The 26106-nt window shown below is 55.1% G+C and carries 29 protein-coding genes and 1 pseudogene; 10 read left to right on the top strand and 20 right to left on the bottom strand.

Annotation, left to right across the window (positions count from 1 at the left end):
* Nucleotides 1–3 precede the first annotated feature (3 nt).
* The 6 genes from MC50_RS03710 to MC50_RS03685 all read right to left on the bottom strand — a co-directional run bounded on the left by MC50_RS03710 (nt 4) and on the right by MC50_RS03685 (nt 5834).
* Nucleotides 4–729, bottom strand: coding sequence for a fimbria/pilus periplasmic chaperone (locus tag MC50_RS03710; RefSeq protein ID WP_032696874.1), 726 nt, complete (start codon nt 727–729; stop codon nt 4–6).
* 35 nt (nt 730–764) lie between these two features.
* Nucleotides 765–1304, bottom strand: coding sequence for a type 1 fimbrial minor subunit FimI (gene fimI / locus MC50_RS03705; RefSeq protein ID WP_032690841.1), 540 nt, complete (start codon nt 1302–1304; stop codon nt 765–767).
* A 72-nt stretch (nt 1305–1376) separates the two neighbouring features.
* The gene (gene fimA, locus MC50_RS03700) at nt 1377–1925 is read right to left on the bottom strand and encodes a type 1 fimbrial major subunit FimA (protein WP_032690842.1); all 549 of its coding nucleotides are present in this window, start codon (nt 1923–1925) and stop codon (nt 1377–1379) included.
* Nucleotides 1926–2420: 495 nt separating this feature from the next.
* The gene (gene fimE / locus MC50_RS03695; RefSeq protein WP_032690843.1) at nt 2421–3017 is read right to left on the bottom strand and encodes a type 1 fimbria switch DNA invertase FimE; all 597 of its coding nucleotides are present in this window, start codon (nt 3015–3017) and stop codon (nt 2421–2423) included.
* Between the two features lie 537 nt (nt 3018–3554).
* Nucleotides 3555–4160 carry a tyrosine-type DNA invertase gene (locus MC50_RS03690; RefSeq protein ID WP_047663453.1) on the bottom strand — a complete coding sequence of 202 codons (606 nt, stop codon included), beginning with the start codon at nt 4158–4160 and terminating at the stop codon, nt 3555–3557.
* Nucleotides 4161–5222: 1062 nt separating this feature from the next.
* Nucleotides 5223–5834 (bottom strand): LysE family translocator, encoded by a 612-nt coding sequence (locus tag MC50_RS03685; RefSeq protein ID WP_047663452.1) that lies wholly within the window; start codon nt 5832–5834, stop codon nt 5223–5225.
* A gap of 151 nt (nt 5835–5985) precedes the next feature.
* Between MC50_RS03685 and MC50_RS03680 the strand changes: the two genes are divergently transcribed.
* On the top strand, nt 5986–6459 hold the full coding sequence (locus MC50_RS03680; RefSeq protein ID WP_032696695.1) for an Lrp/AsnC family transcriptional regulator: 474 nt from the start codon (nt 5986–5988) through the stop codon (nt 6457–6459).
* Nucleotides 6460–6569: 110 nt separating this feature from the next.
* Here MC50_RS03680 and MC50_RS03675 read toward each other — a convergent pair whose 3' ends face one another.
* The 12 genes from MC50_RS03675 to MC50_RS03620 all read right to left on the bottom strand — a co-directional run bounded on the left by MC50_RS03675 (nt 6570) and on the right by MC50_RS03620 (nt 16756).
* On the bottom strand, nt 6570–6815 hold the full coding sequence (locus MC50_RS03675) for a hypothetical protein (protein ID WP_032696696.1): 246 nt from the start codon (nt 6813–6815) through the stop codon (nt 6570–6572).
* A gap of 218 nt (nt 6816–7033) precedes the next feature.
* Nucleotides 7034–8302: an MFS transporter gene (locus tag MC50_RS03670; RefSeq protein ID WP_032696697.1), complete on the bottom strand. Its 1269-nt coding sequence runs from the start codon at nt 8300–8302 to the stop codon at nt 7034–7036.
* Between the two features lie 158 nt (nt 8303–8460).
* Nucleotides 8461–8955 (bottom strand): flavin reductase, encoded by a 495-nt coding sequence (locus MC50_RS03665; RefSeq protein WP_047663451.1) that lies wholly within the window; start codon nt 8953–8955, stop codon nt 8461–8463.
* 11 nt (nt 8956–8966) lie between these two features.
* Nucleotides 8967–9935, bottom strand: coding sequence for a PDR/VanB family oxidoreductase (locus MC50_RS03660; RefSeq protein ID WP_102990867.1), 969 nt, complete (start codon nt 9933–9935; stop codon nt 8967–8969).
* 24 nt (nt 9936–9959) lie between these two features.
* Nucleotides 9960–10700, bottom strand: a complete 741-nt coding sequence (locus MC50_RS03655; RefSeq protein ID WP_032698836.1) for an SDR family NAD(P)-dependent oxidoreductase — start codon at nt 10698–10700, stop codon at nt 9960–9962.
* Nucleotides 10701–10707: 7 nt separating this feature from the next.
* On the bottom strand, nt 10708–11187 hold the full coding sequence (locus MC50_RS03650; protein WP_047663450.1) for an aromatic-ring-hydroxylating dioxygenase subunit beta: 480 nt from the start codon (nt 11185–11187) through the stop codon (nt 10708–10710).
* Nucleotides 11184–12491, bottom strand: coding sequence for an aromatic ring-hydroxylating oxygenase subunit alpha (locus tag MC50_RS03645; protein WP_032698838.1), 1308 nt, complete (start codon nt 12489–12491; stop codon nt 11184–11186). The genes MC50_RS03650 and MC50_RS03645 overlap by 4 nt, the downstream gene beginning before the upstream one ends.
* Nucleotides 12492–12552: 61 nt before the next feature.
* Entirely contained in the window at nt 12553–13080 is a 528-nt protein-coding gene (locus MC50_RS03640) for a nuclear transport factor 2 family protein (RefSeq protein ID WP_047663449.1), read from the bottom strand.
* A 3-nt stretch (nt 13081–13083) separates the two neighbouring features.
* Complete coding sequence (locus MC50_RS03635; protein WP_080748436.1) at nt 13084–13428, bottom strand: IacB protein; 345 nt, start codon at nt 13426–13428, stop codon at nt 13084–13086.
* A gap of 19 nt (nt 13429–13447) precedes the next feature.
* Nucleotides 13448–14614, bottom strand: coding sequence for an acyl-CoA dehydrogenase family protein (locus MC50_RS03630; protein WP_032696708.1), 1167 nt, complete (start codon nt 14612–14614; stop codon nt 13448–13450).
* A gap of 141 nt (nt 14615–14755) precedes the next feature.
* Complete coding sequence (locus tag MC50_RS03625) at nt 14756–15925, bottom strand: amidase (protein ID WP_032698840.1); 1170 nt, start codon at nt 15923–15925, stop codon at nt 14756–14758.
* Between the two features lie 360 nt (nt 15926–16285).
* Nucleotides 16286–16756: a MarR family winged helix-turn-helix transcriptional regulator gene (locus MC50_RS03620; RefSeq protein ID WP_032698841.1), complete on the bottom strand. Its 471-nt coding sequence runs from the start codon at nt 16754–16756 to the stop codon at nt 16286–16288.
* Nucleotides 16757–16923: 167 nt separating this feature from the next.
* On the opposite strand from MC50_RS03620, the pseudogene MC50_RS28770 reads away from it, so the two are divergent.
* Nucleotides 16924–17097, top strand: a pseudogene (locus tag MC50_RS28770) (nickel transporter); the annotation flags it as partial.
* Here MC50_RS28770 and MC50_RS03610 read toward each other — a convergent pair.
* Nucleotides 17097–17603 (bottom strand): MarR family winged helix-turn-helix transcriptional regulator, encoded by a 507-nt coding sequence (locus MC50_RS03610; protein ID WP_032698845.1) that lies wholly within the window; start codon nt 17601–17603, stop codon nt 17097–17099. The pseudogene MC50_RS28770 and the gene MC50_RS03610 sit on opposite strands and share 1 nt — an antisense overlap.
* Before the next feature lie 81 nt (nt 17604–17684).
* Here MC50_RS03610 and MC50_RS03605 point away from each other — a divergent pair, with 81 nt between their 5' ends.
* Nucleotides 17685–18557, top strand: coding sequence for an EamA family transporter (locus MC50_RS03605; RefSeq protein ID WP_032690855.1), 873 nt, complete (start codon nt 17685–17687; stop codon nt 18555–18557).
* A gap of 95 nt (nt 18558–18652) precedes the next feature.
* Here MC50_RS03605 and MC50_RS03600 read toward each other — a convergent pair whose 3' ends face one another.
* The gene (locus tag MC50_RS03600; RefSeq protein ID WP_015585822.1) at nt 18653–18865 is read right to left on the bottom strand and encodes a YdgH/BhsA/McbA-like domain containing protein; all 213 of its coding nucleotides are present in this window, start codon (nt 18863–18865) and stop codon (nt 18653–18655) included.
* Between the two features lie 384 nt (nt 18866–19249).
* On the opposite strand from MC50_RS03600, the gene MC50_RS03595 reads away from it, so the two are divergent.
* The 7 genes from MC50_RS03595 (at nt 19250) to MC50_RS03565 (ending at nt 26031) form a co-directional block, all read left to right on the top strand.
* The gene (locus MC50_RS03595; RefSeq protein WP_032690856.1) at nt 19250–19576 is read left to right on the top strand and encodes an antibiotic biosynthesis monooxygenase family protein; all 327 of its coding nucleotides are present in this window, start codon (nt 19250–19252) and stop codon (nt 19574–19576) included.
* Nucleotides 19569–19958 (top strand): amino acid-binding protein, encoded by a 390-nt coding sequence (locus tag MC50_RS03590; protein ID WP_046853488.1) that lies wholly within the window; start codon nt 19569–19571, stop codon nt 19956–19958. The genes MC50_RS03595 and MC50_RS03590 overlap by 8 nt, the downstream gene beginning before the upstream one ends.
* Before the next feature lie 6 nt (nt 19959–19964).
* Nucleotides 19965–20666, top strand: coding sequence for an ArsR/SmtB family transcription factor (locus tag MC50_RS03585; RefSeq protein WP_032690858.1), 702 nt, complete (start codon nt 19965–19967; stop codon nt 20664–20666).
* 480 nt (nt 20667–21146) lie between these two features.
* Nucleotides 21147–21755, top strand: coding sequence for a fimbrial protein (locus MC50_RS03580; protein WP_004867230.1), 609 nt, complete (start codon nt 21147–21149; stop codon nt 21753–21755).
* A gap of 93 nt (nt 21756–21848) precedes the next feature.
* Entirely contained in the window at nt 21849–22550 is a 702-nt protein-coding gene (locus MC50_RS03575) for a fimbrial biogenesis chaperone (protein WP_032690859.1), read from the top strand.
* Between the two features lie 11 nt (nt 22551–22561).
* The gene (locus MC50_RS03570; protein ID WP_047663447.1) at nt 22562–25048 is read left to right on the top strand and encodes a fimbria/pilus outer membrane usher protein; all 2487 of its coding nucleotides are present in this window, start codon (nt 22562–22564) and stop codon (nt 25046–25048) included.
* Complete coding sequence (locus MC50_RS03565; RefSeq protein WP_032690860.1) at nt 25039–26031, top strand: fimbrial protein; 993 nt, start codon at nt 25039–25041, stop codon at nt 26029–26031. Before MC50_RS03570 ends, MC50_RS03565 begins: the two co-directional genes overlap by 10 nt.
* Nucleotides 26032–26106 lie beyond the last annotated feature (75 nt).

Genomic DNA, 26106 nt, shown 5'->3' with positions numbered 1-26106 from the left:
TGGTTATTGCAGTACGCCCTTCATCCGTGGGGTCAGTGCGCCGTAGTCGTTAATCGTCCGGTAGGTGATGTCGCGTCCGGCGTCGGACGGGATTTTGACCGAGGCTTCCCCCATCGGTGGGACCAGCGCATTTTCCAGCACCCGGGTGCCGGCATTGAGTTCGGTCACCGTCAGGTAGTACGGCGTGGGATTGATCAGCGTCAGCGTGTTGGCACTACGGCGAAACGTCAGCTTCTCCGCCGCCTGATCCGGCGACAGCGCGAGTTTCCCCGGGCGGTAGTAGAGCTTGATGCGGCTGATAATCGCCAGCTGCAGCGTGTTATCGCTAAGCTTTGATTTATCCATCGAGGGGATGGCCTTCACGTTCATCCAGAACAAACTTTCTCGATCCTGCGGCAGCTTGTCGTTGGTCGCATCGATTATGCGCAGCGTATTCTCTTTTTTGCCCTGCATGGCGAACAGCGGTGGGGTTATCACAAAGCGCCCGTCTTTTTGACCGTCGGCGTTTTCGACCCACGACTGAATCAGATAGGTGCTGTTGTCGTCATTGTTGGTCACCGCCAGCTGAACCTGTTTTTGTCCGGCGGGATAAATAACTCGGGTGGCTCCCAGCGCCACGCCCGCTTCGGCACGCGCAGCGAAACCGGCGGTCGCTATCATCAATAAGCCCGCCAGTAAGCAGCGTGTCATCCCCAGTGTTTTTCTCACGTTTTCCCCTTTTATACTCACCGTTATGTCCTGCATCCGGTATGCCTGCTGGTTAATTACTGATAGGTCAGAGAGAACCAGGCCTGAGCATTTGCGGCTCCGCCGGTAACCTGATGTCCGGTCGCCCGATATTTAGCGACAAAATGGAGCGTGGTGGGGCCGGTATACAGTCGTGACCAGGCGCCCGCTGGGCTGTTGAGCGGAATCAGGCGATCTTCTTTGTCGAACAGCGCGACGCCGATACCGGTTGCGATGCCGGGGCCTTCGCCAACCGAGAGCACGTCCGGATTTTTGCCATCGGCGACGCCATGAAAGGCGACACCAACCCGTTGACTGACGGCGGTGCTGCAATCCTGGAGATGAATATCGAAAGGAACAGGGTCAGTATCTTCCCCTGGCGAATGAAACCGATTGCTGCTGATCTGTCCCATGTTGACCGTCAACTGCTGGTCTCCTGCTTCAACACGGCAGGATTCGGCAATAATGACGCCCTGAAAGCGCATATTTCCGCCGGGTAACGTCACATTCCAGTGGTTTCCGGCCAGCGCGAGCGGCGACAGTAAAAAAAACAGCAGGCCAGATTTCATTCCTTGCATCGTTATCACCCCAGTCCTGTTGTGGATAACGGGCCATCCTGGCCCGAGCTGCGTCCTTGCGTGATGAGTGAATTATTCGTATTGCACTTTGAAGGTCGCGTCGGCGTTAGCGGTACCTGCTGTTGCCGCGCCAGTCGCGTAGTAGCGAGCCTGGAAAGGAATGATGTTGGTGCCGTCGTTCAGCGTGGTTGCTGCACCGAAGGTTGCACCATCCAGCGCCAGCGGAGTCCCGGTGCTGTCGAGGATCTGTACGCCGACGTTCGTCGCGCCACCGGCCGCAGAGTTCTGCAGTGCCAGAACGGTGGTGTTGGTGCTGTCTACGGCAGTACCGGAGAAGGCAACGGAAGCTTTGGTTGCGACGGTAGTATCGCAATCATCCAGCTGGATGTTAAAACCGACCGCAGAGCTGGTGCTGCCTGCAGTAGCGAGTTTGGCTGAACGAACCTGGCCCAGTTGAACGGTCTGATCGATAGAGCCAGCATCAACGGCACAGGCCGCGTTGACCACTTCCCCTTTAAAATGCACTGTGCCGCCATTAACCGTGGTGGTGTCAGCCAGGGCCGCCGCGGAACTCAGAGACAGGGCTGACAGAACAACGATAGCCAGTGTTTTGATTTTCATGCTGTTTTCCTTTAAACAATGTCGATATTACGAACCGAAATTGGCAGTCGTCGTGCCTTCCAGGCATTCCATATATCAGCCGAATGGTTCGACTGCCGGCTCTGCGCAGTTTTCGCCCAACTGATGAGTCAATTGGGGCCATTTTGACTCATTGAGATAAATGACTGATTTTTTGGTTTTTTGAGATTTTTATTGGTGTATTGGTCTGCTTTATTGGTTTTTGTTGGGGTTATTGTCTGGTTTTTTGTTTTGAAGAAGGGCGGTCATCGGGCGAGGTCAGGGCGGATGAGATGACGGGTAAGCGGAAAGGATGAAGAGATAAGTAAAGTTTCTTAATGGTAAAATGTGATAATAATCAATCAGATGAATTTAATTTGTGAGAATATATGTACTTGCCGGTTGCAAAAGTTTGCAAAACATTTTTATGATATAAACAGTTTGGCCCCAATTGACTTGTTCATTTTTAAATTTATCCTTATTTATCAAATGAATATGTCATTTCTTTGTGCCGTGAGAATTTTCTTCAAGCAGGTTATTTCTTTCCCACAATCCTGCGAAACGCGCGGCATTGCTGGCGGTATAACGCACTGTATGCCGAATATTGCGATGACCCAGATAATCCTGAATTAAACGTGTATCTGTGCCTCTTTCCGCAAGTTCATAGCCGCAGGCATGGCGCAGCATATGCGGGTGAGTATGGGTGGCGGTTCCGGCCTCTTCGCCGGCGCTACGAATAATCCGATAGGCCTGCTGGCGGGAAAGCTGAGTGCCCCGGAGGGAAATAAAAATCGCATTGGTTTTTTGTGCCGCCTTCCAGCCGGCGCGAACCTGGGTCCAGCGCGCAATGGCTTCCAGCTCGTCGAATCGCAGCGGGTGGATGGTCGAAAATCCATTCTTCAACCGACGGACGTTGATGCGACCCTCATTGAGGTCAAGATCGCGATAGTGCAGATCGAGCAGTTCGCTGATGCGCATCCCGTGGCGAAAGGCCAGCAGGATAAGACAATAATCCCGCTCTCCGGTTGGACCCTGCCGTGCCGCCTGCATCATTGCCTGAACTTCTTTGGCGGTAAGAAAACGACGTCGATTCACAATACAATGCTCCTGAAATTAATTTGCACAAAGACAGCGCCCTGAAGCAATTATCAGGACGGTTAAAAAATAATCCGCAGTGTTAAAGGCGTATTATATGAAGGCACAGATACAGTTCATTCTTCACGTTGCCATGATGTTGGCGCTGCAAAAATAGATGGTCACATTACATTTACACATAGTTAAAATATAGCTACACGACAATTCTTATTTTTATAGATTTTATGGCATATCACAATAGCGGCATCAAGGCTTCACGCCAGGTACATCAAATCACAGGGAAAAAAGTTAATGAAGAGATGGCTTTGGACGGAAAATATAATGCTGAATGGTTTAACCAAACAATAAATAACGAATTGAAATCCTGAATATTTACAAGGATATCAGCAGGAAACGTATTATGAATGAAGTAAGAACTTGTGGGAACAATAATCGTAACTAACGCATGGTTAATATTTATTAATGTGTTCAGCGACAGCTGTTCATTTTCACGCCATCGCGAGTATCAGGCGTCAACTCCTTTTGACGCCTGGACCGTCATTGCAAAATGCTGTGACGCTGCTTCTCTTTTGCATTGTCCCAGATGCCGTAAAAACGCCCGGCATTGCTCGCGGTATACCAGACGGTATGGCGGATATTTCGGTGGCCAAGGTAGTCCTGAATAAGGCGGGTATCGATACCCATATTCGCCAGCGCAAATCCGCATGAATGGCGAAGCATATGGGGATGAATTTCAATCGTTAATCCGGCGGTGCCTCCGGAGGAGGATATAATCTGGTAAAACTGTTGGCGGGAAAGAGGATTACCTTTGCGCGATAAAAACAGCCATTCACTGTCGGCATGCGGATAGGTTTTTCGAATATCCAGCCAGTTTTTCAATGCCTGTATTTCTTTATTGAGTAAAGGATGGGTAGTGGAAAAACCTTTTTTAAGACGATGGATGTAAATACACTTAGAACGTAAATCAATATCAGAGATTTGCAGGCGACAAATTTCACTGGCGCGAAATCCATGAATAAAACAGAGTAAGGTCAGGCAATAGTTTCGGGCAGCATGTGCCCCGGTGTTCGCTGCTTTAAGAAGCGACTCAATCTCATTCTGAGTAAGGAAGTTCCTTTTTTTGATATCGGCATTATTCTTCATTATATTCCCTTTTAATTGCAGGCGTGCATTACGAACTATTCGTTGTCGTCAGGCCAGTATTGTTGTCCGATTGAACATCTTTTCGCTTATATTTCGCCATCGCGCCAGGTGCTTTTAAAACGTGTAACTTACTCCAGCTTGTATCAAGCTGAACCGGGTCATCAGAAGGCAGGTATTTAGTTGAATCATGAAGTATCTCCATGCTCTGGAACCAATGACTTCATGTAATGCAATGAATTAAATCTATTTTTGTTAAACAATGACGCTGTTCCTGGGGGGGAGCATGTCCCGATCATCCTTCATTCCTCCTGGTTGCGCACGCCGGGGATACAGGGGCGCAGGGCATCGCTCTGGCGCTAGCCCAACGGATATCGACATCCTGATACATGCCGCGCTGCCATGAGCTATCACGATTGGCGGATCTCTCAGCAGCCGGGAATGGATAAATCATCTCCGGGTTCTCCCTTGTCGCTTCAGCGCAGGTTGAATGATTTTTGTGTCTGGTCTGGTAATAATTAAATGCCCGTTAACCGCTGCCATTCCTCACAAAAGTGAATTCGGCTCTGGCCTGGTGAATATTCCGCGAAGCACTTCGCAGAACGCGAAGAACGATATACTCGCCTGGGTAGCATTCACCGCATCACTACAACAGCGATTAAACCATACTGCAAAATTATGTTTGAGAATAGTAATAATAAGCCCGGAGACACCAGCGTCCCCTCACCACGGGGCTTAATTTCGGCACAGGGCCGGAGGGCGATTTCGTAAGCGTAGCGCGCTGAAAATGGCGGAGGTCAGGGGTTTACTGGAGTTATTTAACGCCTTTTGCTTGGGGATTTTGGCTATCTTGTTGTTTGTTAAGCCGGTGTTTTGGGGGGGTATGAGGATTACTGGAATTATCTGGAGTCTTTCCCCGGTATCTGAGGGAAACGATGTTTTCCACGGCGAATAGATTCAAATCCTTGCCGCGAAATATTCAGACAGAGCGATGGCCCCCTGTCGAGAGGGCACAAATAACTTAAACCGGCGTGAATCTATTTTGTTCATCCGGCGTCGGCGGCGTTATTTCAGCTGGCTGCAGAATAGCAGGATGGCTATCGCCACCATCATCGCTCCGGAGGTCATGCTGACTCTTCTTGCCACCTCTGGCCGGTGGGTTAATAGCCTTTTTGACCCGTAGCCAACCAGGAAATAGATCAGTGTACAGGTCAACAGGTGAATGCTTCCCAGGGCCGACATTTGCAGCGCGACCGGCCAGCGACCTTCAGGATCGGTAAATTGTGGCAACAGGGCGAGGAATAAGAGAAAGACTTTTGGATTCAGCCCGCTAATACATAACCCTTTTAGCGCCCAACGGTTCCAGCTTCCGGCCTGCTGTGTTGCGGCGCCAGGCGTGGCGGGGTGACGCAAAATCGTGATCCCCAGCCACAGCAGATAGGCTGCGCCCAGCAGAGTGATCAGCGACAGCACCAGCGGGTGGCCGGTGACGGCTACGCCGATCCCGGCGATCACGATAATGGCCGCCAGCAGATGCCCGGACATCAGCCCGATCACCGCAGGAAGTACCCGTTGTCCGTGGATGCCGGCGCTAATGGTATAGGCCCAGTCGGCACCGGGGGTGATGATCAGCAGGAAGGAGACAACCCAGAACCCGGCGATAAAACTCATCTCCATGACCGGCTCTCTCCACCGTGTTTCAAGGTATTGCGCATAACGATCTCCCGTCCATATCCGTGTGCTGTAGAGGAAAAGAATATCGGGATTTCCGGGAAATAAGTTTTCAATGTTATGCTTAAAACCCCCTGTTTAAGAGAAAATCTTCCAAATGGATAGCATAGATCGAAAAATTATTGCTGAGCTGCAATCCGATGGTCGTCTGTCGATTACCGAGCTGGCTGAACGGGTCAATTTGAGCCTCTCTCCCTGTCATCGACGGCTGCGGGCGTTAGAGCAGGATGGGGTTATTACCGGCTATCGGGCCAACCTCGATCCCCTGAAAATGGGCTTTAATTTCCTGGCCATCGTGTTTGCGACCTTAAAAGAGGGTGATAAAAAAGCGGTGAGCGCGTTTGAAGAGGCGGTTGAAGAGATCCCCCAGATCGTGCTGGCCCAGCGGCTGTTTGGCGATCCGGACTATCTGATGCACGTGGTCACCCGGGATCTCCCGGCGTTTCAAAAGCTCTATGATGACAAGCTCTCGGCGATGCCCGGCGTGCAGCATTTGCGATCGACGCTGGTGATGAAAACCGTGGTCCAGGATCGCCCCTTTCCCCTGGAAAGCTTAAACCTGACGCGTTGATCCGCCCGCAGGCAGGCCGGCATTGCTGATAAGGGGGGAGGCGTTGCGCTGAATCTCAAGGGGCAGGGGAAGGCGGGCGCGGTAACCACGCCTGCCCGTTCGCGCTTAACTTACCATTTTTCGTCGCGCGCATCCTGGCGGCCATCGCGGCGGTTATCGCGTTTATCCTGGCGGCAGCTGGCGTTGCTTTGATTGTTATCTCTGACGCACTGCTGTTTGGCATCGCGTCCGCCCTGGCGTGAATCCTGGCGGATGTCGCGTGAGTCCTGACGGTTATCACTGCGGTAAGTCGCCTGAGCCGAGAGGGTCGGCAGCAACAGCGCTGCGGTAACCAGAGTGAGAATGAGTTTTTTCATAAATATTGCCTTTCTGATAAACCAAACATACTGATATATGAATAATAATTAGGCGTTATTGTGGCGTGGATATATTTTTTATCTCTCGGCAATAAGTGCCTGTTTATCCATTGTTTTGTTTAAAATTAAATTTATCAGAGCGGCGGCAGGCGTTAGCCTCAGCCGGCGGTTCGGGTTGCCGGATCAGCGCGCATCCCTGCGGACCGATCCGCGGATGTTTACAGTGCTGGCTGCTGTTGGCGCGGCGTCGCGGGCTGACGAATACTGAACAGCGCCACCAGGGCCAGCAATGCAAAGGCCAGCAGCATCAGCGCCACGGGGACGTAGCTGTCCCATTTCATTAAAAATGCGACCGCCAGCATCGGGCTTATCCCGCCGGAGATAACGGCGCCAATCTCGTGGCCCAGCGCCAGACCGGTATAACGGACTTCTACCGGAAACAGTTCCACCATCATGCACGGCTGGGCGGCGATCATCGCCCCGTGACACACCGGCAGCGCCAGCAGCATCGCCAGCAAAATCGCCGGGAAGCTATGCATGTGTAGCAGCCAGAAGAACGGGAAGGCGACCAGCGCCATGCCCGTCACGCCAATATAGTAGAGCGTTTTCCTGCCGATACGGTCCGACAGCCAGCCCCAGCCGAGAATCGTGGCGATCTCCACCGTCATGGCAATGGTCACGGCGGCGATCACCTGGCTGGTCTCAATGCCGATATGTTTGCAATAGACGACGGAAAAGGTGAAAAAGATGTAGACCGCGCCGTTTTCCGCCAGCCGCAGACCAATGGCCTGCAAGATCGCTTTCGGGTGATGTTTAAAGGCGCTGAGCACCGGCAGCTGTATCTCCGTGGACTCATTTTTTCGGGCGACAAACTCGGCATTTTCCTCAATGTTGCGCCGGATATAGACGCCGACCAGAAAGATAAACAGGCTCAGCAGGAAAGGGATGCGCCACGCCCAGGCCAGCACATCGTCCTGCGGCAGCAGCTGCACCAGATAAAAAGCCAGCGAAGAGAGTACAAATCCGCCGGACACCCCCACCTGGCTCCAGGCGGTGTAGTAGCCTTTTTGCTGCGCCGGGGCATTCTCACTCAGCATCAGGACGCCGCCGCCCCATTCGCCGCCGGAGGCGACGCCCTGGATAAAACGCAAGGTAATCAGGGCGATCGGCGCCAGAATACCGATGTGTTCATAGGTTGGCAGCAGACCAATCAGAAAGGTACTGGCGCCCATTAACGTCAGGGTGATGATCAGGGTCATTTTACGGCTGTATTTATCCCCGAGATGACCAAAGGCGATGCCGCCCAGCGGCCTGGCGATAAAGCCGATGGCAAAACCGGAAAAGGCCAGAAAGGCCCCGAGCAGCGGATCATCGGTTGCCGGAAAGAACAGGGGACCGAAGACCAGCGCCGCCGCCGTGCCGTAAAGGAAAAAGTCATACCATTCCAGGGAGTTACCCAGAAAAGAGCCGATAATCAATTTGCGCATTGATTGGGGAGTGCTCACCGGCGTATCGCTTGCAGTTCCAGACATCACATCTACTCCAGTACAGGTGAAAAGAGGGCGCCGACGAGCTGGCGCCATGATGCAACCCGAAGCTTATGGGGCGGCATTATGCGATAGGGTATTTTTCGTCAGGGTGAACCTTAGCGGTACGGCTGCGCGCTAAGGGTATGGAACTGGCGATTGAACCACACCAGCCCGTCGCCGGCCTGGTGATGACGAATCTGTCTGACCTCGCAATAAAACACGCTGTGACTGCCCACTTCATGGCTGGTGGATAGGGTGCAGTCGATGCTGGCGACGGCAGTAGCCAGCACCGGCGAACCGGTTTCCAGCGTCAGCCACTGCTCGTGTAAAAAACGCTCTTCCGAACGCAGCTGGCTATTGGCGAAGATAGCGGACAGGTTTTGATGCTGACCAGAGAGCACGTTGACGCACAGCACGCCGTTCTCTTTAAATTTGGCATGGGCGAAAGAAGAACGGTTCATACAGACCAGTAGCGTGGGGGGGGAATCGGTGACGCTGCATACGGCGGAGGCGGTAAAGCCAAAGCGGCCTGCCGGGCCATCGGTGGTGATAATGGTGATGGCGCTGCCCAGCTGTGCCATGGCGTTACGGAAATCAGATGTCAGGTTCATAGCAGTATCCGTTATTTCAGTTTGACGTATTCGAAGCTTTCGATAACCAGCCGGGGCGTTTTGGCCCGCGAACAGCACAGCAGAATCTGGTCGTTATCTTCGCGTTCTTCATCGGTTAAATACTCGTCGCGGTGATCCGGCACGCCGCTGCACACATTGGCGAGACAGGTTCCGCAGACCCCCTGTTCGCAGGAGACTTTGACCTTGATCCCCGCTTTCTGCAGCGCGGCGACAATGGTTTCGTCCTCCCCGACGGTAACGGTGACGCCCAGCCCGGGGACATCGACGGTAAAGCTGGCGCCGCCGGTTTCCACTTCCCGGTTAAAAAACTCCTGATGCAGTCGTTCGGGTGGATAACCGCAGCCGCGCGCCGCATCGGCGATGTCGTCCATAAACCCTTCCGGGCCGCAGACGTAAACGTGAGCGGCGGCGTGGTGCGGGGCCAGCACCTCGTGAGGACGGATTTTTTGCCCTTCCTCGCTGATGTGCAGATGGACGCGGTCGCTAAAAGGGCAATCCGCCAGCTCGTGCAAAAAGGCCATCCCGTCGCGGCGCCGCCCGCAATAATGGATAGCGAAAGATTTTCCGGCGCGGAACAGCGTATCCGCCATCGCCAGCATCGGCGTAATCCCGATCCCGCCGCCAATCAGCAGGCTGTGGCTGGCATCCATCTCAAGCGCAAACAGATTGCGCGGCGGGCCGATGGTCACCGTGGCGCCGACCTGGAGCCGATGCGCCGCCAGCGATCCTCCGCGCGATGTCCGATCCTTGAGAATGCCCAGGCGATACTGCTGCGGGTGATGAGGGCTGCCGCACAGTGAATACTGGCGGACGATCTCCTCCCCGAGATAGAGATCGATATGCGCCCCGGCGCTAAATGGCGGCAGGGGGGCGCCGTCCAGCGAGGTCAGGGTCAGGACCACCACATCGGTGCCCTGGATTTCGCGTTCTGCGACGCGTACGGTCAGTGTTTCAGCCATCTTTCTTCTCCACCCTGACAGGGCTTAACGCATATAGATGCCGCCGTTGATATCCCAGGTCGCCCCGGTGATAAAGGTGGCGGACGGATCGGCCAGGAGTTCTACCGCGCGGGCGACCAGCAGCGGATCGCCCAGGCGTTTCATCGGGATCATTTCCAGCAGCGCCGGCATTTTTTCTTCCGGCACCGCCGCATGAACGGACGGTAAATCGAGCGGGCCGGGGGCAATGGCGTTGACGCTGACCCCGGCGGCGCTCAGCGCGCGGGCAAACACTTTCGTCAGCGTCAGGATGCCGCCTTTCGAGGCCGCATAATGGGCGCCGGAGGCGGTGCCACCGTTTTGTCCCGCCAGCGAGGCGAGATTGATAATGTTGCCCTGTCGGCGTTGACTAAAATAACGGCCGACAATCTGACAGCCGAGAAAGGTGCCCCGCAGATTGGTGCTGGTGACGCGATCGAACTCCTCAACGGAGATCTCCATGATCGGCGTGGTCAGCGTGAGCGCCGCGTTGTTAACCAGCACATCCAGCCCGCCAAATCGTTCATCGATCCACGCCAGCGCAGCGTGAAAGTGTTCGGGTTCGCGGATATCCAGCGCCAGGGGCAGCAGGCGCTGCCCCTCGGCATCGATCTGCCGGGCGCCCTCGCCCGCGGCGTCGATGGCGATATCCGCCATCGCCACCTGATAACCCAGCTGCCACAGATGGCGGCTAATCGTCAGCCCGAGGCCGCTGCCGGCGCCGGTTATGAGTACGGTTCTTGTCATTGCAGCCTCACAGGATGTAGCCAATGCTATGCAGATAATCGTCGCCGTTAATCAGCCGGATGACCTTCTGCGCGATAAGAAAGCGCTCGCCCTGCGGCACCAGGGTGTAGCTCAGGTCGGCGACGTAATGGTGTTCTTTGCCTTTGCGGTACTCATACAGAAACTGGGTGCAGCGGATCTCGACACGCTGGTCGCTGGCCTCGATCAGGCGGTGGCGGCCGGTCATGCGGATGGTACGTGCGCGGGGCGTCGTCGAGATCGACTCGCCGCTGTACAGACGATGGACGCGCTTCTCGCGCATGGCCTGGTTGTCATAGGCGTAATTCAGCGCGTTGGCGAAATCGGTCGTCTGCCGATCGACAGGAATGATGTACATTCCCTGCGGCTGCCACAGCGCCAGCCACTCGCGGAATTCGCCCTGGTCGAGCAGGTCCGCCTCCTGATTAATAAAGTGAATGGCGGCGGTTAAGGTCCGTTGTGCGCTCATTTTTGCCCCCGGTTTTCTGCGGTCATGTACTTTTTCCACTGCTGATAGGCGGCACGCATGCCGGTTTCGGCGCTGACGTCGCTGCGCAGCCCATCGGCGGTGCGCGTCTCTCCAGGCAGGCCGCGATTGAGCATGATCCACAGATCGTTGCCCGCGCCGCCGCCGCGCTGGACGCGCTCCCAGGCTTCAGAATCATCCGGCGTGCCAAAGCCCATTGGCCCCTGGAAGTGTTCATGCATCCGCAGTCGCGCCTGGTTGGCAATCGCCGGGCCATCTTTCATCGTCAGCACCACGTGGTGGATTTCGGTCTCTTGCACCGAGACGGGTTGCAGCACGCGAAAGAACGCCATCGAGCAGGCAACGTTGGGGAACAGGTTCAGGTTGAAGCCGCTGCCGCCCACTGCGCGGACGATGCGACGCACCTGCTGCTCTTCGTGGCCCTCTTCGCGCAGCGCCTGAGCCAGTTCAAGGAAGCGATCCGGCACCGGCGCATCGAGATTCTCTTCAAGGTCAATCAGTTCCGGGATCATCACCATTACGCTGTGGCCGTTCCCGAGGTCTTCGACAAAACCTTTGCCGTCAACGAAGTTGAGCATCTCTTCCGTCTGCTTATCGACGGAGCTCAGGAAGGACTTATGTACGACGGGAAAGTGATAGCCATCGGTGGTATTTTCCAGCTGAATCTTCCAGTTGCCGGGGAAGCGGAAGCGGTGGGCGGTGGTGGCCTGCAGCGGGTAGCCGGCCCCTTGTTTCATAAACAGATCCATCCACTTCATGGCCGGTCCGAGGAAATCGGTCAGCGGTTCCATCTGTCGGTTGAAGGTGGCGAAAATCATCCCCGCGTAGCTTTCGCTGCGTAGGCGCACCATGCCGAGCTGCTCTTTCTCCAGGGTATCGCCGTAGCTTTCCGGATGCGGTACGCCGCGCAGGGCGCCGTCGAGACCGTAACCCCAGCCGTGATACGGGCAGACAAAGCTGTTGGTTTTGCCGCTGCGGTGTTCGCAGACGGTGGCGGCGCGGTGGCGACAGCGGTTCAGCAGGACGTTGATATTGCCTTTGCGATCGCGTACCACGATGACCGGCTGCGTTCCGACCATGGAGGACTTAAAGCTGCCCGCGTCGGGGACTTCACTTTCGTGCCCGACCCAGACCCAGGTCTGGTTAAAAATCTTCTCAATCTCCAGGGCGAAAATGTCGCCGGAGGTGTATAGCGAGGTATGAACCCGGTCGGACTGAACCAGGGCGCCCAGCGTGGCGGCGTCGTAGCCGCTCTCAATATTTTTTACCGGAATACATTCAGACATTGCTTAATCTCCTGAGTCTCGGTGATGCTTCAGTGGGCAGATGTATCGGCTGCGCGCTGAATCATTCCGGGGACCGCGTAGCGTCGGGTACGGGTAAATCCACCGGCGAGTGCCAGTAATCCACCGGGCGACTCAATAAGTTACGGGTGGTGAAATGGTCTATGAGCCAGCGTTCGCCTGCTTTTTTAAAGCGAATCACCAACTCTGCGCTGTTGAGATGCGACCCTCCGGCGCGAAAGGTGGAAACCTGCAACATTTTCCAGCGCCCAATGGCCTCATTCTCCGCACCAATATCAATATGTTCGGACGTTAAATAATGAACGTTGATGGCAAAGTGTGCGGGCTCGCTAATATAACGGGCCATCATTTGGGCAATGTTTTTTCGCCCGGAATAACGCCCCAGTTTGTTTTGGTATAAACTGCCGAGGCCTTCCCAGATAGCATCTTCACAAAATAAGTCCGCAATTTCCTGAGCGATATCCGGATAAGATAAATCGTCACATAAATGCATATATTGACTCATCAGGTTGCGAATCTGATTGGCCGCTTCGAGTTTATCCAGACGCTGCAGACACTTTTCCAGATTCATGAGTTACGCCTGAATAATTAATTCGCGCCCGGTTCGGGCTTCAACTTTGCAATATTTCCACAACCGGTCTGGCCCCGGGCCGACCTGAATGCTGCGGAACAGATTGCAGGCGGCGGTGACGGCGTCAAAATCATGCGCATCGGCGAGGACGTAGGTGGTCCACGGCCAGCCGGTAGACTGCCCGACCATCACCCGATCGTCATCCATATTGCCGATCACCTGAATACCGTCAGTGTGTTCGATCCCTTTCATCATCTCGCCAAACGCGGCCCAGACCTGTTTGCCGACCTCCGGGGTGGCATCGAAAAAGTTTTGATTTACGCCAATACAAAACAGAACGCGGATCATCGTCATACTCCTTACAGGGTTATAAATAGCCGGGCAGCGGCGGGTGGCCGAAGAACATATTTCCGGCGTTGATATAGGTCAGTTCGCCCATAAAGGCGTGCTGAGTGATGACCATGGTGTCGCGGGCGTAGCGCTGGAGCGGGCTGCGCATGGTAATACCGGGCATTCCGGCCAGCCTGAGCGCGCGGGTGGTCACCGATGAAGAGACGCGGGTCACGTGCGTCGATGACAGGCGCAGGGCGTTGATCATCCCTGCATCGGGCTCATCGCCGCGTAAAATGACCTGCCAGACATCGTCGATGGCATCGTAAAACCAGCAGCGGGCCGAGCGCAGCTCCGCTTCACAGTGGGCAATATCCATCTGCGCAAACTGGCGATCGGCCAGACAGGGGGCGCCGGTGACCGAACTCTGACGTTCGGCGATGGTATAGATTTCGGACAGCGCGGCGCGGGCGATGCCCAGCGCCACCACCGAGAGTACCTGCGTCGCCAGCGACAGCACCGGGTAGCGGTAGAGGGCGCCGTCGAGATTGAGTTCGCCGCCGCGAATAAAGGTCCACTCCTCGGGGACAAACGCCTCCTTGAGCACCACATCATGGCTGCCGGTCCCCGCCAGACCGACGGTATTCCACACCGGATCGATGGTGAAGCGACCGGCGGGGAGGACCGCGATACGCGGCAGCGGGCGAGCGGAGCCGTCGTCAGGCAGAATGCCGACGCCAATCAGTTCGGCGCCGGTACAGCCGCTGGCGAAGCTCCAGCGCCCGCTGACCTGAAAACCGCCGTCCTGAGCGATGGCCTTCTGCGGGGGAAAAATAGCGCCGGCAAACACCACGTCCGGGCCGTGGCGATAGATCTCATCCAGCGTACTGAGCGGCAGGCCGCCGAGGTAGAAGGGGTTCATGCCAAAGCTGGCGACCCATCCGGCGGAACCGTCGGCGGTGGCGATGGTCTCAATCAACTGACAGAATTCGGCAGGCGAGATTTCATCGCCGCCATATTGTGCGGGCACCAGCGCACGATAAACTCCAGCCTGTTTAAAATGCGAAATAATATCGTCAGAGATATAGCGTTGTTGTTCGAACTCCTCGCTGCGCTTTTTTAATTCGCCGAGCAATGCGCTGAATTCACTATTACTGGCGTACGGGGTCTTTTCCGCACGCAGAGTTGCAGATGGGTTTAACATGCGACTGTGCCTCTTCCAGTTAAATAGAATAAATATTTATCTCCGTCATATTGCTGATTGCCGGTGCGCGGGCGATATTTATTTCACTTAGCCATGGAGTGGCCGCGGCACGGTAAAGCAGATTATTCAGGATGTATTATTTTATTTGCTCTGCGAGTCTGACGGGTATTGCAGTTTTGCCATCAGAGATTCAGCAAAACAGAGTAATTCATATTCTTTATTTTTCCCGGCAACTATTTGCAGGGCGACCGGCCGCTGGTTTAACTCGCCAACGGGAAGCGTCAGCGCCGGATGACCGCTTAAATTGAACGGACGCACCAGCCGGGTCAGGTTCACTACATTGAGTGGATTCGCCGCCTCTTCCAGCGTCGGCGGGCAGGCCGGCAGCGTCGGCAGTAAAAGAAACGGCGTGCGGGCGAGTTGCGCATCGACAGCCTCGGTAAAGGTCTGACGAATGCGCTCTGCCGCCTGGCGCTGGTGCGGACTGATTTCCGCGCCGGCGCGCAGGCGCACGGCGACATCCTCGGCCAGTTCGGGCTTCTCAGCGAGAGACTGAAACGCCTGCCAGTTCTCCTGGGAGATGATCGTCAGCCCTGCCTGATGCGCCTCGGCGAATGCCGGCAGCGTCGCGTCTGCGGGAAAAATTCCCGCCTGCGCCAGACGGGCGCGAATCAGCTGTTCAATGTCCGCCGTGGCGTGGCCGAAGAGAAAGGCCGTGGCCGTCTGGCACGCGCTGACGGCCGGGGTGATTTCGCCTGGGAGCCGCGCCAGCACCTGCCGTAACGTGGTGACATCGCGACTGAAAAATCCCACGCAGTCCAGCGAACTGTCGGTCGGCATCACCCCTTGACGGCTCACTCGCCCCCAGGTCGGCTTCAGGCCGACGATGCCGCAGCAGGCGGCAGGCATCCGCACGGAACCCCCGGTATCGGTGCCAATCGCAAAATCGACCTCTCCGGCGGCCACCACGGTTGCCGAACCGCTCGACGAACCGCCGGGAATCAGCGCCGGGTAGCGCGGGTTGATCGGCGTTCCGCTCCAGGCGTTGATCCCGGTCACGCCAAAGGCCAGCTCATGGAGCGTCGTTTTCCCTCGCAGCTGACAACCGCTATCGAGCAGCTGTTGAATCACCGCCGCATGCGCCGTCGCCTCCGGGGCATCTTGCAGCACCGGGCTGCCGGCTCGAGTGGGATAGCCGGCGATATCGAGAGTATCTTTGGCGGCAAACGTCAGCGCGCCGCTACCCAGCGTAAAGCGCGAGATAAACCCGGAACGGGCGGATGTCATGCCTGCACGATGTTCATTAGCCATGGTTCACTTTTCCGTTTAACGATGACGAGTGAAGGACGAATGTATAAAAAACAGACTGAATTGAATCTGAGATAATCTTGTCATTAAAACTTGAAACTTCAAGTAATTTGTAACGTATTTTTCACATCATTTTGGGCTATAAGAACATTTTATAAACAAATAAAAAATTTTAATGTATTGATTTTTATGTCTATTTTTAAGTGTCTATATTTTAATCTCTTGAGGGATCTCACAAAATAAACCGCAAAATATAAGTTAAAAAAATGATAAAAAAGCGTGCGAAAAACGAAGGGTAGGGTGAGAAAACGCTAATAGCCTTTTATTTAAAAAGGCTATTAGCGTGCCTGCGGAAGAGGGCGATCAGTCATTGAGGTTGTGCAGCAGCAGGGAGAGAACGTGGTTCATTTTCTTTTCTTGCGCGGGGGTAATGCCCTTAAATGCCCGGGCGAACACTTTTTGACTCAGTACTTTGGCCTCGGCGACCTTTGCCTGGCCTGCGGGGGTGAGTTCCGCTTCCGTGACCCGACCATCGCTGGCGCTGACGTGGGTCGTCAGCAGCCCATCTTCACGCAGGCGCCCCACGATTTTGGTGACGGTGGGCATTTTACTGACGGCGTATTCGGTGATGCGGGAGATACTGGCTCTGTGGTACTGATGGACCAGCATCAATACCCGGAAGCGGGAAAGATCGATGTCGATTTTTTTTAATTCGATTTCCATCAGCTGCGTATACTTTGCATAAACATTGACCACCCAGAAGAAGGGGAACTCTTCTTTATGAAAGCGGCTCTCGTGGCTGTCTGGTTGCGCTGATGCGTTATTATGTTCCACAAGCCTCTCCTTGCCCGACGACGGTAGAATGGGCAGATGGTATGCGTATTTGACGGGCATTGCAAAATGCAATCTACGGACAATATAGCAGGCTGTCGGCGCCGCTCACCGCTACCGCCAGGCGGAAATTCAGATTCATTTAATGGTAAAAATGATGACAACTCGCACGCTACCCGCGTGAACGAGCGATCGGCCCGTTTGCCTGGGATGACGGTCGCCTGAAATGGCTGCTGCCGGCGGTAAAAATTGCCGGCGGCGTCCTTCTGATTCTCTTTGCCTGCCTGCTGTTTCTGACCGTGAACCCGATGAGCACCAACGGCGATTATATTGCTGCCGGTTGTCAGGGCTCTTCCAGCAGGCGCATAAAGACCTTCAGCGCCCGATCCAGCTGCTGGCGCTGCTCCGTGGAGAGTCCGGCCAGCAGCTGGCGTTCGTTTTCCACGTGGCTTTCCACAGCCTCATCGATCCGCTCGCGCCCCGCTTCGGTCAGGGCGACCAGCAGGCTCCGCGCATCGTCAGGGGCCGGTAAACGGGTAATAAAGCCGCGTTTTTCCAGCGCCTTAAGCCGATGCGTCATGGTGCCAGAGGTGATCATCAGCGTAGAGAAAAGCTGGGTCGGGGAGAGAATAAACGGCGAACCTGCCCGACGAAGGGTGGCCAGCATGTCAAACTCCCAGCGCACCAGATCGTGACGGATAAAGGCGGACTCTACGCGCGGCTCCAGCAGCAGAGCGCAGCGCTTCAGGCGCCCGATGGGGCCCATCGGGCTGCAGTCCAGATCCGGGCGCTCCCGTTTCCACTGTTCAAGAATACGATCGACGGCGTCAGCCTGCGATGATTTGTCCAATTGTGCCCACTTATCTTGATATCAAGACATCTGTCGTTACATACTTTGGCGACTAATTTACCTTGATGTGAAGATAAAATCATGACCTTTTTCTCACGCTCTCCCGTTATTGATTTGCTGTTGACCGCCCTGGCTCCGGCCATCTGGGGGACGACCTACATTGTCACCTCCCAGTTTTTACCCCCGGACAGACCTTTTATTGCCGCGCTGCTACGGGTGCTGCCCGCAGGGATTGCGCTGCTTATCTGGTGCCGCCGTTTTCCTCTGCGCAATGAGTGGTGGAAGCTTATTGCTACCGGGATCCTCAATATTGGCGCTTTTCAGGCGCTGCTGTTTATTGCCGCTTACCGGTTACCAGGGGGGCTGGCGGCAGTGATTGGGGCAATTCAGCCGCTGCTGGTCATGATGCTGGCGTGGTGTGTCGACAGGCAGCGCTCGCCGTGGGTGGCGGTGCTCTCGGCAGTCACTGGCATTATCGGCATGGCGCTGCTGCTGCTGTCGCCGCATACGGTGTTGGATCCGCTGGGGATCATGGCGGCGTTTGCAGGCGCGGTCAGCATGGCGCTGGGGACCTGGCTGTCTCGCCGCTGGGCGATTTCGCTACCGGTGGTGGCGCTGACCGGCTGGCAATTGCTGATTGGCGGCGTGGTACTGGCTCCCGTTGCATGGCTGGTGGATCCGCCGCTACAGGGGGTGACGTTGACCCAGGCGGTTGGCTATCTGTGGCTCTGCGTGGCCGGTGCGATGCTGGCCTATGGGCTGTGGTTCCGCGGGATTAGCCGTCTCCCATCGGTCGCTGTCTCAGCACTCAGCCTGCTGAGTCCGGTGACAGCAGTGCTTCTGGGCTGGATCTTTCTTGGACAGAAGATAGAAGGGGGGGCGCTGGTGGGGTTAATCGTGGTGTTGCTGAGCGTACTGTCAATACAGCGCGCATTAACAAAAAAAGCCCCATAAAGGGGCCCGACATTGCAGCATGGTTATCGTGAAGCGGGAGCGAAACGAGCCGCCGTAAGGCGGCCTGTCCGGCAGCTCCCTCTGCAACCATTCTCTTATTTGGACAGCTCAGCGGTCATATGAACCTGGTTACCGGTATAGGCTTCGGTAATGTGGTAAGACGCGCCTTGATCTTTAGCGATGGTCGCAATTTTAGCTTCTGCGCTATCCAGGGTATCAGCCGTTACGCTGACCGGGTGCTGAGCGAAGCTGGCGAAAGAAACCAGAGAGAGCATACCGGCAGCGGCAAGTAATTTTACGTTTTTCATGGTGTTTTTCCTTTTAACTTTTTAGGTGGAAAGCGTTGTGCTTTCGATGGGTTTATAATAAGCCTGCTAACTATAACCAGCGTTGCAAAAAGTGCGATTTAGATCACACTTTTATGGCAGTAAGATGACGAAGTTTTAAGGGTGTTTTTATTTTTTGATTAAAAAACAATGCATTGATCGTTTTCTTGCGACCCTCATGAATTAAAAAAAAATGACTATTGCCATGCGTTTTTTTGAAAACCGTCGCAACGGACTGCCTGAGTGAAGGCGCGGGCGGGCTTTTTGCCCTGTTTTTGCGCAGGGCATACTTCGTTTAGCGGCGAAGTATCGGGCTTTATGGATACGATAAAGTGGCGTCACTGTTGATTGAGGAAGGACGACACGATGATTGCGGTACTCTTTGAAGCCGATGTCACCCCGGCAAAACAGGCCCGTTACCTGGCGCTGGCGGCGGAGCTGAAGCCATTGCTTGCTACGCTCGACGGCTTTATTAGCATTGAACGTTTTCAAAGCCTGACCACGCCGGGCAAGATCCTGTCCCTGTCCTGGTGGCGCGATGAAGAGGCGGTGCGGGCCTGGAAAAACAATCTCTGCCATCAGGCGGCCCAGGAGGAGGGCAAGGCGACTATTTTTGCCTCTTACCAGATTCGTATTGTGCAGGTCATTCGCGCCTGGGGTTCAGAAATGCAGGAGGGGCACGGCGATGTATGATATTCATGTCATTCTGCCAAATCGTCCTGGCCAGTTGTCGCGGTTAGGCCAAACGCTGGGGAAACATGGCGTGGGGCTTGAAGGAGGCGGGGTTTTCACCGTCGGCAATCAATGCCACGCCCATTTTCTGGTCGCTGAAGGGGAGCGGGCCAGAACGGTGCTGGAGCAGGCGGGGATCCCGGTAGCGGGCGTCTACCTGCCGCTTATTCGCAGATTAAAACAGGAACAGCCCGGCGAGCTGGGCGCAATAGCTCACGCGCTGGCCGAACGCGGGGTGAATATCCTGACCCAGTACAGCGATCATGCTAACCGCCTGATTCTGGTGACCGATAACTTTCCACTGGCGCAGGAAGCCACGCGTTCCTGGGCCACCACCTTGTGAGGCGTTATGCTAAAACCCGCTCATGTTATTGAGGATGATGAGTCGTTGGCCGTGGCCATCACCGCGCTGGCGTCCGCCATGGCCGATGCTTCACGGGTGAAAATGCTCTGTGCATTAATGGACGGGCGCGCGTGGACCGCGACGGAGCTGGCGACGGTGGCCGAGGTCTCGGCCTCAACCGCCAGCGCCCATCTCAGCCGTCTGGTCAGCTCCCATTTGCTGGTTTGTCTGGCGCAGGGACGGCATCGCTATTACCGGCTGGCGAGTGCCGATGTTGCCGGACTGCTGGAAAATATGATGGCGATGGCCGGAAAAAGCGCCATCGTGCTGACCACCCGGACCCCGGTGGGTCTGCGTACGGCGCGAACCTGCTACGATCACCTTGCCGGTGAAGTGGCGGTGGCGATTTATGCTTTTCTCTTGCGTGAGGCGTGGATTGTGCCGGACGGTAGCGCGCTGACGGCGAGCGGCGAGGCGCAGTTTGCCCGTTTGGGCATTACCTTGCCGGCCGGGAACCGGCGCAGGGTATGCTGCGCCTGTCTGGACTGGAGCGAGCGGCGTTTCCATCCCGGCGGTGCCGTCGGGGCCGCATTGTTAGAGCATGGTCAGCGCAAAGGCTGGTTCACTCTGACGCCGGGATTTCGTGAAGTGAGTATCACCCGAACAGGCAGGCTCGCGCTGCGCCAGCACTTCCATCTGCAGCTGTAGCGGGCAGCTACACGTCAGGTAGCAGGGGGAAATTTTCTAACCGGTTTATGTTATTTCAGCAACCCCCCTCTCAGTATTATTCAGAATGTTCGCTATAGTCATGGAATCGTATTATTTGCCATGATAATCCCTCTGCAAAATATATTGCCTGCGCCTTGTCCCTTCTGATGTAAATAACTTAACGTTTGTTTTTGTCTATTGTTTATTTGTTATCAATAGCTGAAATCTATCGTAAGGCCGATGTAACAAGTTATAAGCAAATGTATATTTGTTGGCGAAAAATAGCATTCTTTGACGCCGACAGCATTAACGAATTCTTTAAACAGAGTTCGCGTCCTGACGCCTTAAATATTGCGGCTTCCGGTCAGTCGAAGTTTCTATTCACAGTTGCACAAGTGAGCATCGCATAACGCTTCTGACTTTTGTGCAGGTTTACTGTTGGTTTATTGATATAAAACTCACTCTGACAAGGAAATGGCAATGAAAAAGGTTCTTCTCTCTGCAGCTATGGCAACAGCATTTTTCGGTATGACTGCAGCGAACGCAGCTGATACGAATGTTGGCGGTGGCCAGGTTAATTTCTTCGGTAAAGTTACCGATGTATCCTGTACTGTTTCCGTTAACGGCCAGGGCAGCGATGCTAACGTTTACCTGTCACCGGTTACCCTGACCGAAGTTAAAGCAGCGGCGGCTAATACCTACCTGAAGCCTAAATCTTTCACCATTGACGTCTCTGATTGCCAGGCTGCTAACGGCGACAAACAAGACGACGTGAGCAAACTGGGTGTGAACTGGACCGGTGGTAACCTGCTGGCTGGCGCAACGACTGAGCAGCAGGGCTACCTGGCAAACACCGAAGCCTCTGGCGCGAAAGATATTCAGCTGGTCCTGTCCACCGATAGCGCGACTGCGCTGACCAACAAAATCATCCCAGGCGTGAGCACTCAGCCGAAAGCGAAAGGCGACGCAACCGCAGTTCAGGATGGCGCACGCTTCACTTACTACGTTGGCTATGCAACCAACACCCCGGCTTCTGTTACCACCGGTGTGGTTAACAGCTACGCGACCTACGAAATTACTTACCAGTAATTATCGACAGAAAATAAAACCGCCGCGAACGGCGGTTTAAAACAACGATAAAGCGGCAGTTGCTGCCGCTTATTTTTTTCTTCTGAGGTCAGCATGAAGCATATTGTCCTTTTTTTCTGTTTCATTTTTAGTGTTGCGGCCAACGCCAACAATATTATCGTCAACGGCACCCGCTTTATTTATCCTGGAAATGAAAAAGAAATAACGGTACAGCTTTCTAATACCGCAGACCGTCCGGCGCTGGCGCAAGCCTGGCTGGATAACGGCAATGCCGATGCGACGCCGGATACCATTACCACGCCGTTTATTATTACGCCCCCGATTTCACGCGTCGATGCAAAGAGCGGCCAGACTTTACGTATTAAACTGGGTAGCGCCGCCGGACTGGCACAAAATAAAGAGACGCTGTGGTGGCTGAATCTTCTGGAAATCCCGCCGGTGGTGGCCAACCAGAAAAATGAAGGGCAGAACGTCCTCCAGCTGGCGATCCGTTCGCGCTTTAAGTTTATCTACCGTCCCGCCGGACTGGGTAACCGCGACGCGGCGCCGGAGAAATTAGCGCTTTCAGCCAGCGGTAGCAGCCTGTCAATCAGCAACCCTACGCCATTTTATCTCACCGTCAGCCGTATTTCCCGCGATGGCGGTAAAGCCCTGAACAGCAAAACGGTGATGCTGGCTCCGCAGTCCAGTCAGACCGTGTCCCTCTCTTCCTCCGTGAGCCGAGGCGAGACCCTGACCATCAATAATATCAATGACTATGGCGCAGATGTGGCAGTGAAAGTAGCCGTTAAATAAGGGACACGATCATGAAGCAGAGGTCTATCTGCCCGGGAAGATTAAGTACAGCGGTAGCGATGGCGCTGTTCTGCTTTCCGCCAGTTTCCAGCGGACAGGAAAGCCCGGGAACGGTATACCAGTTTAATGATGGTTTTATCGTTGGTAGCCGGGAAAAGGTCGATCTGTCTCGCTTCTCCGCCAGTGCTATCACGGAAGGGACCTATTCGCTCGATGTGTATACCAACAATGAGTGGAAAGGGCGCTATGAACTGAACGTCACCCGCGATAAAGACGGCAACATGGGGATCTGCTACACCCGTGAAATGCTTGAGCGCTATGGTATTGCGGCGGAAAAACTCAATCCTCAGCTGAGTCAGCAGGCAGGTTACTGTGGACGTCTGAAGGAGTGGCGTAACGAAGAAAACGTTAAAGATAACCTGATACAGTCCTCGCTGCGGCTGGAAGTTTCTGTACCGCAAATCTACGAAGATCAGCGCCTGAAAAATTTTGTCAGCCCGGAGTTCTGGGATAAAGGCATTGCGGCGCTGAATCTTGGCTGGATGGCGAACACCTGGACCAGCCATACCTCTGCCGCCAACGGCTCCGACAACAGCAGCGCCTATCTCGGCGTTAACGCCGGCTTCTCCTGGGACGGCTGGCTCCTCAAGCACATCGGTAACCTCGACTGGCAGCAGCAGCAGGGGAAGGCGCACTGGAACAGTAACCAAACCTATCTTCAGCGCCCGATCCCGCAAATCAACTCGATTGTCAGCGGCGGGCAGATATTTACCAACGGCGAATTCTTCGACACCATCGGTCTGCGTGGGGTCAACCTGGCGACCGATGACAACATGTTCCCGGACGGAATGCGCTCCTATGCCCCGGAAATTCGCGGCGTGGCGCAGAGCAATGCCCTGGTGACGGTGCGTCAGGGCAACAATATTATTTATCAGACCTCGGTACCGCCGGGGCCGTTTACTTTGCAGGATGTTTACCCGTCCGGGTACGGTAATGACCTTGAGGTGTCGGTAAAAGAGGCCGATGGATCGGTGCAGGTCTTCAGCGTGCCGTATGCGTCGGTGGCACAGCTGCTGCGTCCTGGCATGACCCGCTATGCGCTGTCGGCCGGTAAAGTCGATGACAATTCGCTGCGCAATAAGCCCATGCTCTACCAGGCCACCTGGCAGCGTGGCCTGAGCAACATGTTTACCGGCTATACCGGCGTGACCGGTTTTGATGATTATCAGGCGTTTCTGCTGGGGGCCGGGATGAATACCGGTATTGGCGCCCTGTCATTTGACATTACCCAGTCGCGACTGAAGAGCGATACCCTGGATGAAAAGGGGCAGAGCTATCGCGCCACCTTTAACCGGATGTTTACCGATACCCAGACCAGCATCGTGCTGGCGGCATACCGCTACTCCACGAAAGGCTACTATAACCTGAACGACGCGCTGTACGCCGTCGATCAGGAGAAGAACCGCAATAACAACTATACCCTGTGGCGGCAGAAAAACGGCATGACCTTCACCGTTAACCAGAACCTGCCGGACGGCTGGGGCGGTTTTTATCTGAGTGGCCAGATTGCCGATTACTGGAACCGTTCGGGTACCGAGAAGCAGTACCAGCTTAGCTACAACAATATGTTCGGCCGCCTCTCATGGTCAGCCAGCGCGCAGCGCGTGTATACGCCGGATAACTCCGGCCATCGTCGTGACGATCGCATCTCGCTGAACTTCAGCTATCCGCTGTGGTTTGGCGAGAACCGCACCGCCAACCTGACGTCGAACACCACCTTCAACAATTCGCATTTCGGCAGCTCGCAGATTGGGGTTAACGGTTCGCTGGATAGCGAGAACAACCTCAACTACGGCATTTCAACGACCGCAGCGACCGGTGGTCAGCATGATGTCGCCTTAAACGGCAGCTACCGTACGCCGTGGACCACGCTTAACGGCAGCTACAGCCAGGGCGAAGGCTACCGGCAGAGCGGGCTGGGCGCCAGCGGGACGCTGATCGCCCATCGTCATGGCGTGGTGTTCTCACCGGAGAGCGGCAATACCATGGCGCTGATTGAAGCCAAAGATGCGGCGGGCGCCATGTTGCCGGGTTCACCTGGGACCCGAGTCGACAGTAACGGCTACGCCATCCTGCCCTATCTGCGACCTTACCGGATCAACGCCGTCGAGATCGATCCGAAAGGCAGCCAGGAGGATATCGCCTTTGAGCGGACTGTGGCTCAGGTCGTTCCGTGGGAAGGCAGCGTGGTGAAAGTCTCGTTTGATACCACGGTACAGAACACCCTCACGCTTCAGGCGCGCCAGGCCAATGGCCAACCGCTGCCGTTTGCCGCCACCATTCTGGACCCGTCTGGTAAGGATATTGGGGTTGTTGGTCAGGGAAGCATGATGTTTATCAGCGATGCCGGGATTAAGCAGGCGATCGTCAAGTGGAGCGGCGGACAATGTGCGGTGGATCTGGGCCAGGCAAAATTAAAGGAAACGGTATGTCGCTGAGTAAACGATTGATGATGGCGGTTGGCCTGCTGGCCCTTGGAACCTCGACGGTCTGGGCGGACTGTTCGCGTAGAGCGGCAAGCACGGTCAGGCTGGATATGGCCATGGGACGGGTAGTGGTATCACCGGATCTGCCGGTAGGTGCGGTTATCGCGAAGCAGGACTGGACCATGCCGGCGGGAAATGGCGTCAGCTATTACTGTACCAACAGCAACACTTTTAAGGCCGATATTATCGCCACTGGCGTTCGGGATCTGGGTAATAAGGTCTATTCCACTAGCGTTCCAGGGATTGGCATGCGTTTTAGCCGCGGCGGTGCCACGGTTAATATTATTTATCCAGGCACCTTTACATCGAACGGCGGCAGAGGGACCAACTACTCTCTGGAAGGCTCGCGCTTTACTCTTGAGCTGATCAAAACCGCGGCGGTGACCGGCAGCGGTACGCTGGCAACGGGGAAATATACCTCCTATGACTGGGAAAGGGGGAATAACCCAATTCTGGAAACCTACCTGAGCGCCAATGCGATCACCGTTGTCTCACCTTCCTGTACGGTACTGAGCGGGAAGAATATGAACGTTGATGTGGGCAGCATTAAGCGTAGCGATCTGCAGGGGGTCGGAACAACGGCAGGCGGTCGGGATTTTAATATTGAGCTGCAGTGCAGCGGCGGATTAAGCGAGTCGGGATATGCCAATATCCAGACCTCTTTTTCCGGAACTCTGGCAACCAGCACCACGCTTAAGCAAGGGGCATTGCTCAATGAAAAAGCCGGGAGTTCCGCCGCCAAAGGGGTCGGGATTCAGGTACTGAAGGATGGCGTACCGCTGGAATTTAACAAGAAGTACAGCGTAGGCACGTTGCGTTCTCAGGAGACGCGTTACTTTACGCAACCTTATCATGCGCGATTTTATCAATACCTGCCGACAACCAGTACCGGCGAGGTGGAATCGCACATGATCTTTAACCTGACGTACGATTAATTCAGGAGGCGGGCATGAAGCAATATGGATGTGGCACATATGGCCGGCAATGCATCAGACTGGCCGTTGCTGGCG

The sequence above is a fragment of the Klebsiella planticola genome (genome assembly GCF_000783935.2).
GTDB classification, from domain to species: Bacteria; Pseudomonadota; Gammaproteobacteria; order Enterobacterales; family Enterobacteriaceae; genus Klebsiella; species Klebsiella planticola.
This window is presented reverse-complemented; position numbering and strand designations above follow the sequence as displayed.

Excerpts from the sequence above, each read along its gene's own strand:
- fimI (WP_032690841.1), bottom strand. The coding sequence starts at position 1,304 with ATGCAAGGAATGAAATCTGGCCTGCTGTTTTTTTTACTGTCGCCGCTC.
- fimA (WP_032690842.1), bottom strand. The coding sequence starts at position 1,925 with ATGAAAATCAAAACACTGGCTATCGTTGTTCTGTCAGCCCTGTCTCTG.
- MC50_RS03690 (WP_047663453.1), bottom strand. The coding sequence starts at position 4,160 with ATGAAGAATAATGCCGATATCAAAAAAAGGAACTTCCTTACTCAGAAT.
- MC50_RS03685 (WP_047663452.1), bottom strand. The coding sequence starts at position 5,834 with ATGGAGATGAGTTTTATCGCCGGGTTCTGGGTTGTCTCCTTCCTGCTG.
- MC50_RS03680 (WP_032696695.1), top strand. The coding sequence starts at position 5,986 with ATGGATAGCATAGATCGAAAAATTATTGCTGAGCTGCAATCCGATGGT.
- MC50_RS03675 (WP_032696696.1), bottom strand. The coding sequence starts at position 6,815 with ATGAAAAAACTCATTCTCACTCTGGTTACCGCAGCGCTGTTGCTGCCG.
- MC50_RS03670 (WP_032696697.1), bottom strand. The coding sequence starts at position 8,302 with ATGCGCAAATTGATTATCGGCTCTTTTCTGGGTAACTCCCTGGAATGG.
- MC50_RS03665 (WP_047663451.1), bottom strand. The coding sequence starts at position 8,955 with ATGAACCTGACATCTGATTTCCGTAACGCCATGGCACAGCTGGGCAGC.
- MC50_RS03660 (WP_102990867.1), bottom strand. The coding sequence starts at position 9,935 with ATGGCTGAAACACTGACCGTACGCGTCGCAGAACGCGAAATCCAGGGC.
- MC50_RS03655 (WP_032698836.1), bottom strand. The coding sequence starts at position 10,700 with ATGACAAGAACCGTACTCATAACCGGCGCCGGCAGCGGCCTCGGGCTG.
- MC50_RS03650 (WP_047663450.1), bottom strand. The coding sequence starts at position 11,187 with ATGAGCGCACAACGGACCTTAACCGCCGCCATTCACTTTATTAATCAG.
- MC50_RS03645 (WP_032698838.1), bottom strand. The coding sequence starts at position 12,491 with ATGTCTGAATGTATTCCGGTAAAAAATATTGAGAGCGGCTACGACGCC.
- MC50_RS03640 (WP_047663449.1), bottom strand. The coding sequence starts at position 13,080 with ATGAATCTGGAAAAGTGTCTGCAGCGTCTGGATAAACTCGAAGCGGCC.
- MC50_RS03635 (WP_080748436.1), bottom strand. The coding sequence starts at position 13,428 with ATGATCCGCGTTCTGTTTTGTATTGGCGTAAATCAAAACTTTTTCGAT.
- MC50_RS03630 (WP_032696708.1), bottom strand. The coding sequence starts at position 14,614 with ATGTTAAACCCATCTGCAACTCTGCGTGCGGAAAAGACCCCGTACGCC.
- MC50_RS03625 (WP_032698840.1), bottom strand. The coding sequence starts at position 15,925 with ATGGCTAATGAACATCGTGCAGGCATGACATCCGCCCGTTCCGGGTTT.
- MC50_RS03605 (WP_032690855.1), top strand. The coding sequence starts at position 17,685 with ATGACCTTTTTCTCACGCTCTCCCGTTATTGATTTGCTGTTGACCGCC.
- MC50_RS03600 (WP_015585822.1), bottom strand. The coding sequence starts at position 18,865 with ATGAAAAACGTAAAATTACTTGCCGCTGCCGGTATGCTCTCTCTGGTT.
- MC50_RS03595 (WP_032690856.1), top strand. The coding sequence starts at position 19,250 with ATGATTGCGGTACTCTTTGAAGCCGATGTCACCCCGGCAAAACAGGCC.
- MC50_RS03590 (WP_046853488.1), top strand. The coding sequence starts at position 19,569 with ATGTATGATATTCATGTCATTCTGCCAAATCGTCCTGGCCAGTTGTCG.
- MC50_RS03585 (WP_032690858.1), top strand. The coding sequence starts at position 19,965 with ATGCTAAAACCCGCTCATGTTATTGAGGATGATGAGTCGTTGGCCGTG.
- MC50_RS03580 (WP_004867230.1), top strand. The coding sequence starts at position 21,147 with ATGAAAAAGGTTCTTCTCTCTGCAGCTATGGCAACAGCATTTTTCGGT.
- MC50_RS03575 (WP_032690859.1), top strand. The coding sequence starts at position 21,849 with ATGAAGCATATTGTCCTTTTTTTCTGTTTCATTTTTAGTGTTGCGGCC.
- MC50_RS03570 (WP_047663447.1), top strand. The coding sequence starts at position 22,562 with ATGAAGCAGAGGTCTATCTGCCCGGGAAGATTAAGTACAGCGGTAGCG.
- MC50_RS03565 (WP_032690860.1), top strand. The coding sequence starts at position 25,039 with ATGTCGCTGAGTAAACGATTGATGATGGCGGTTGGCCTGCTGGCCCTT.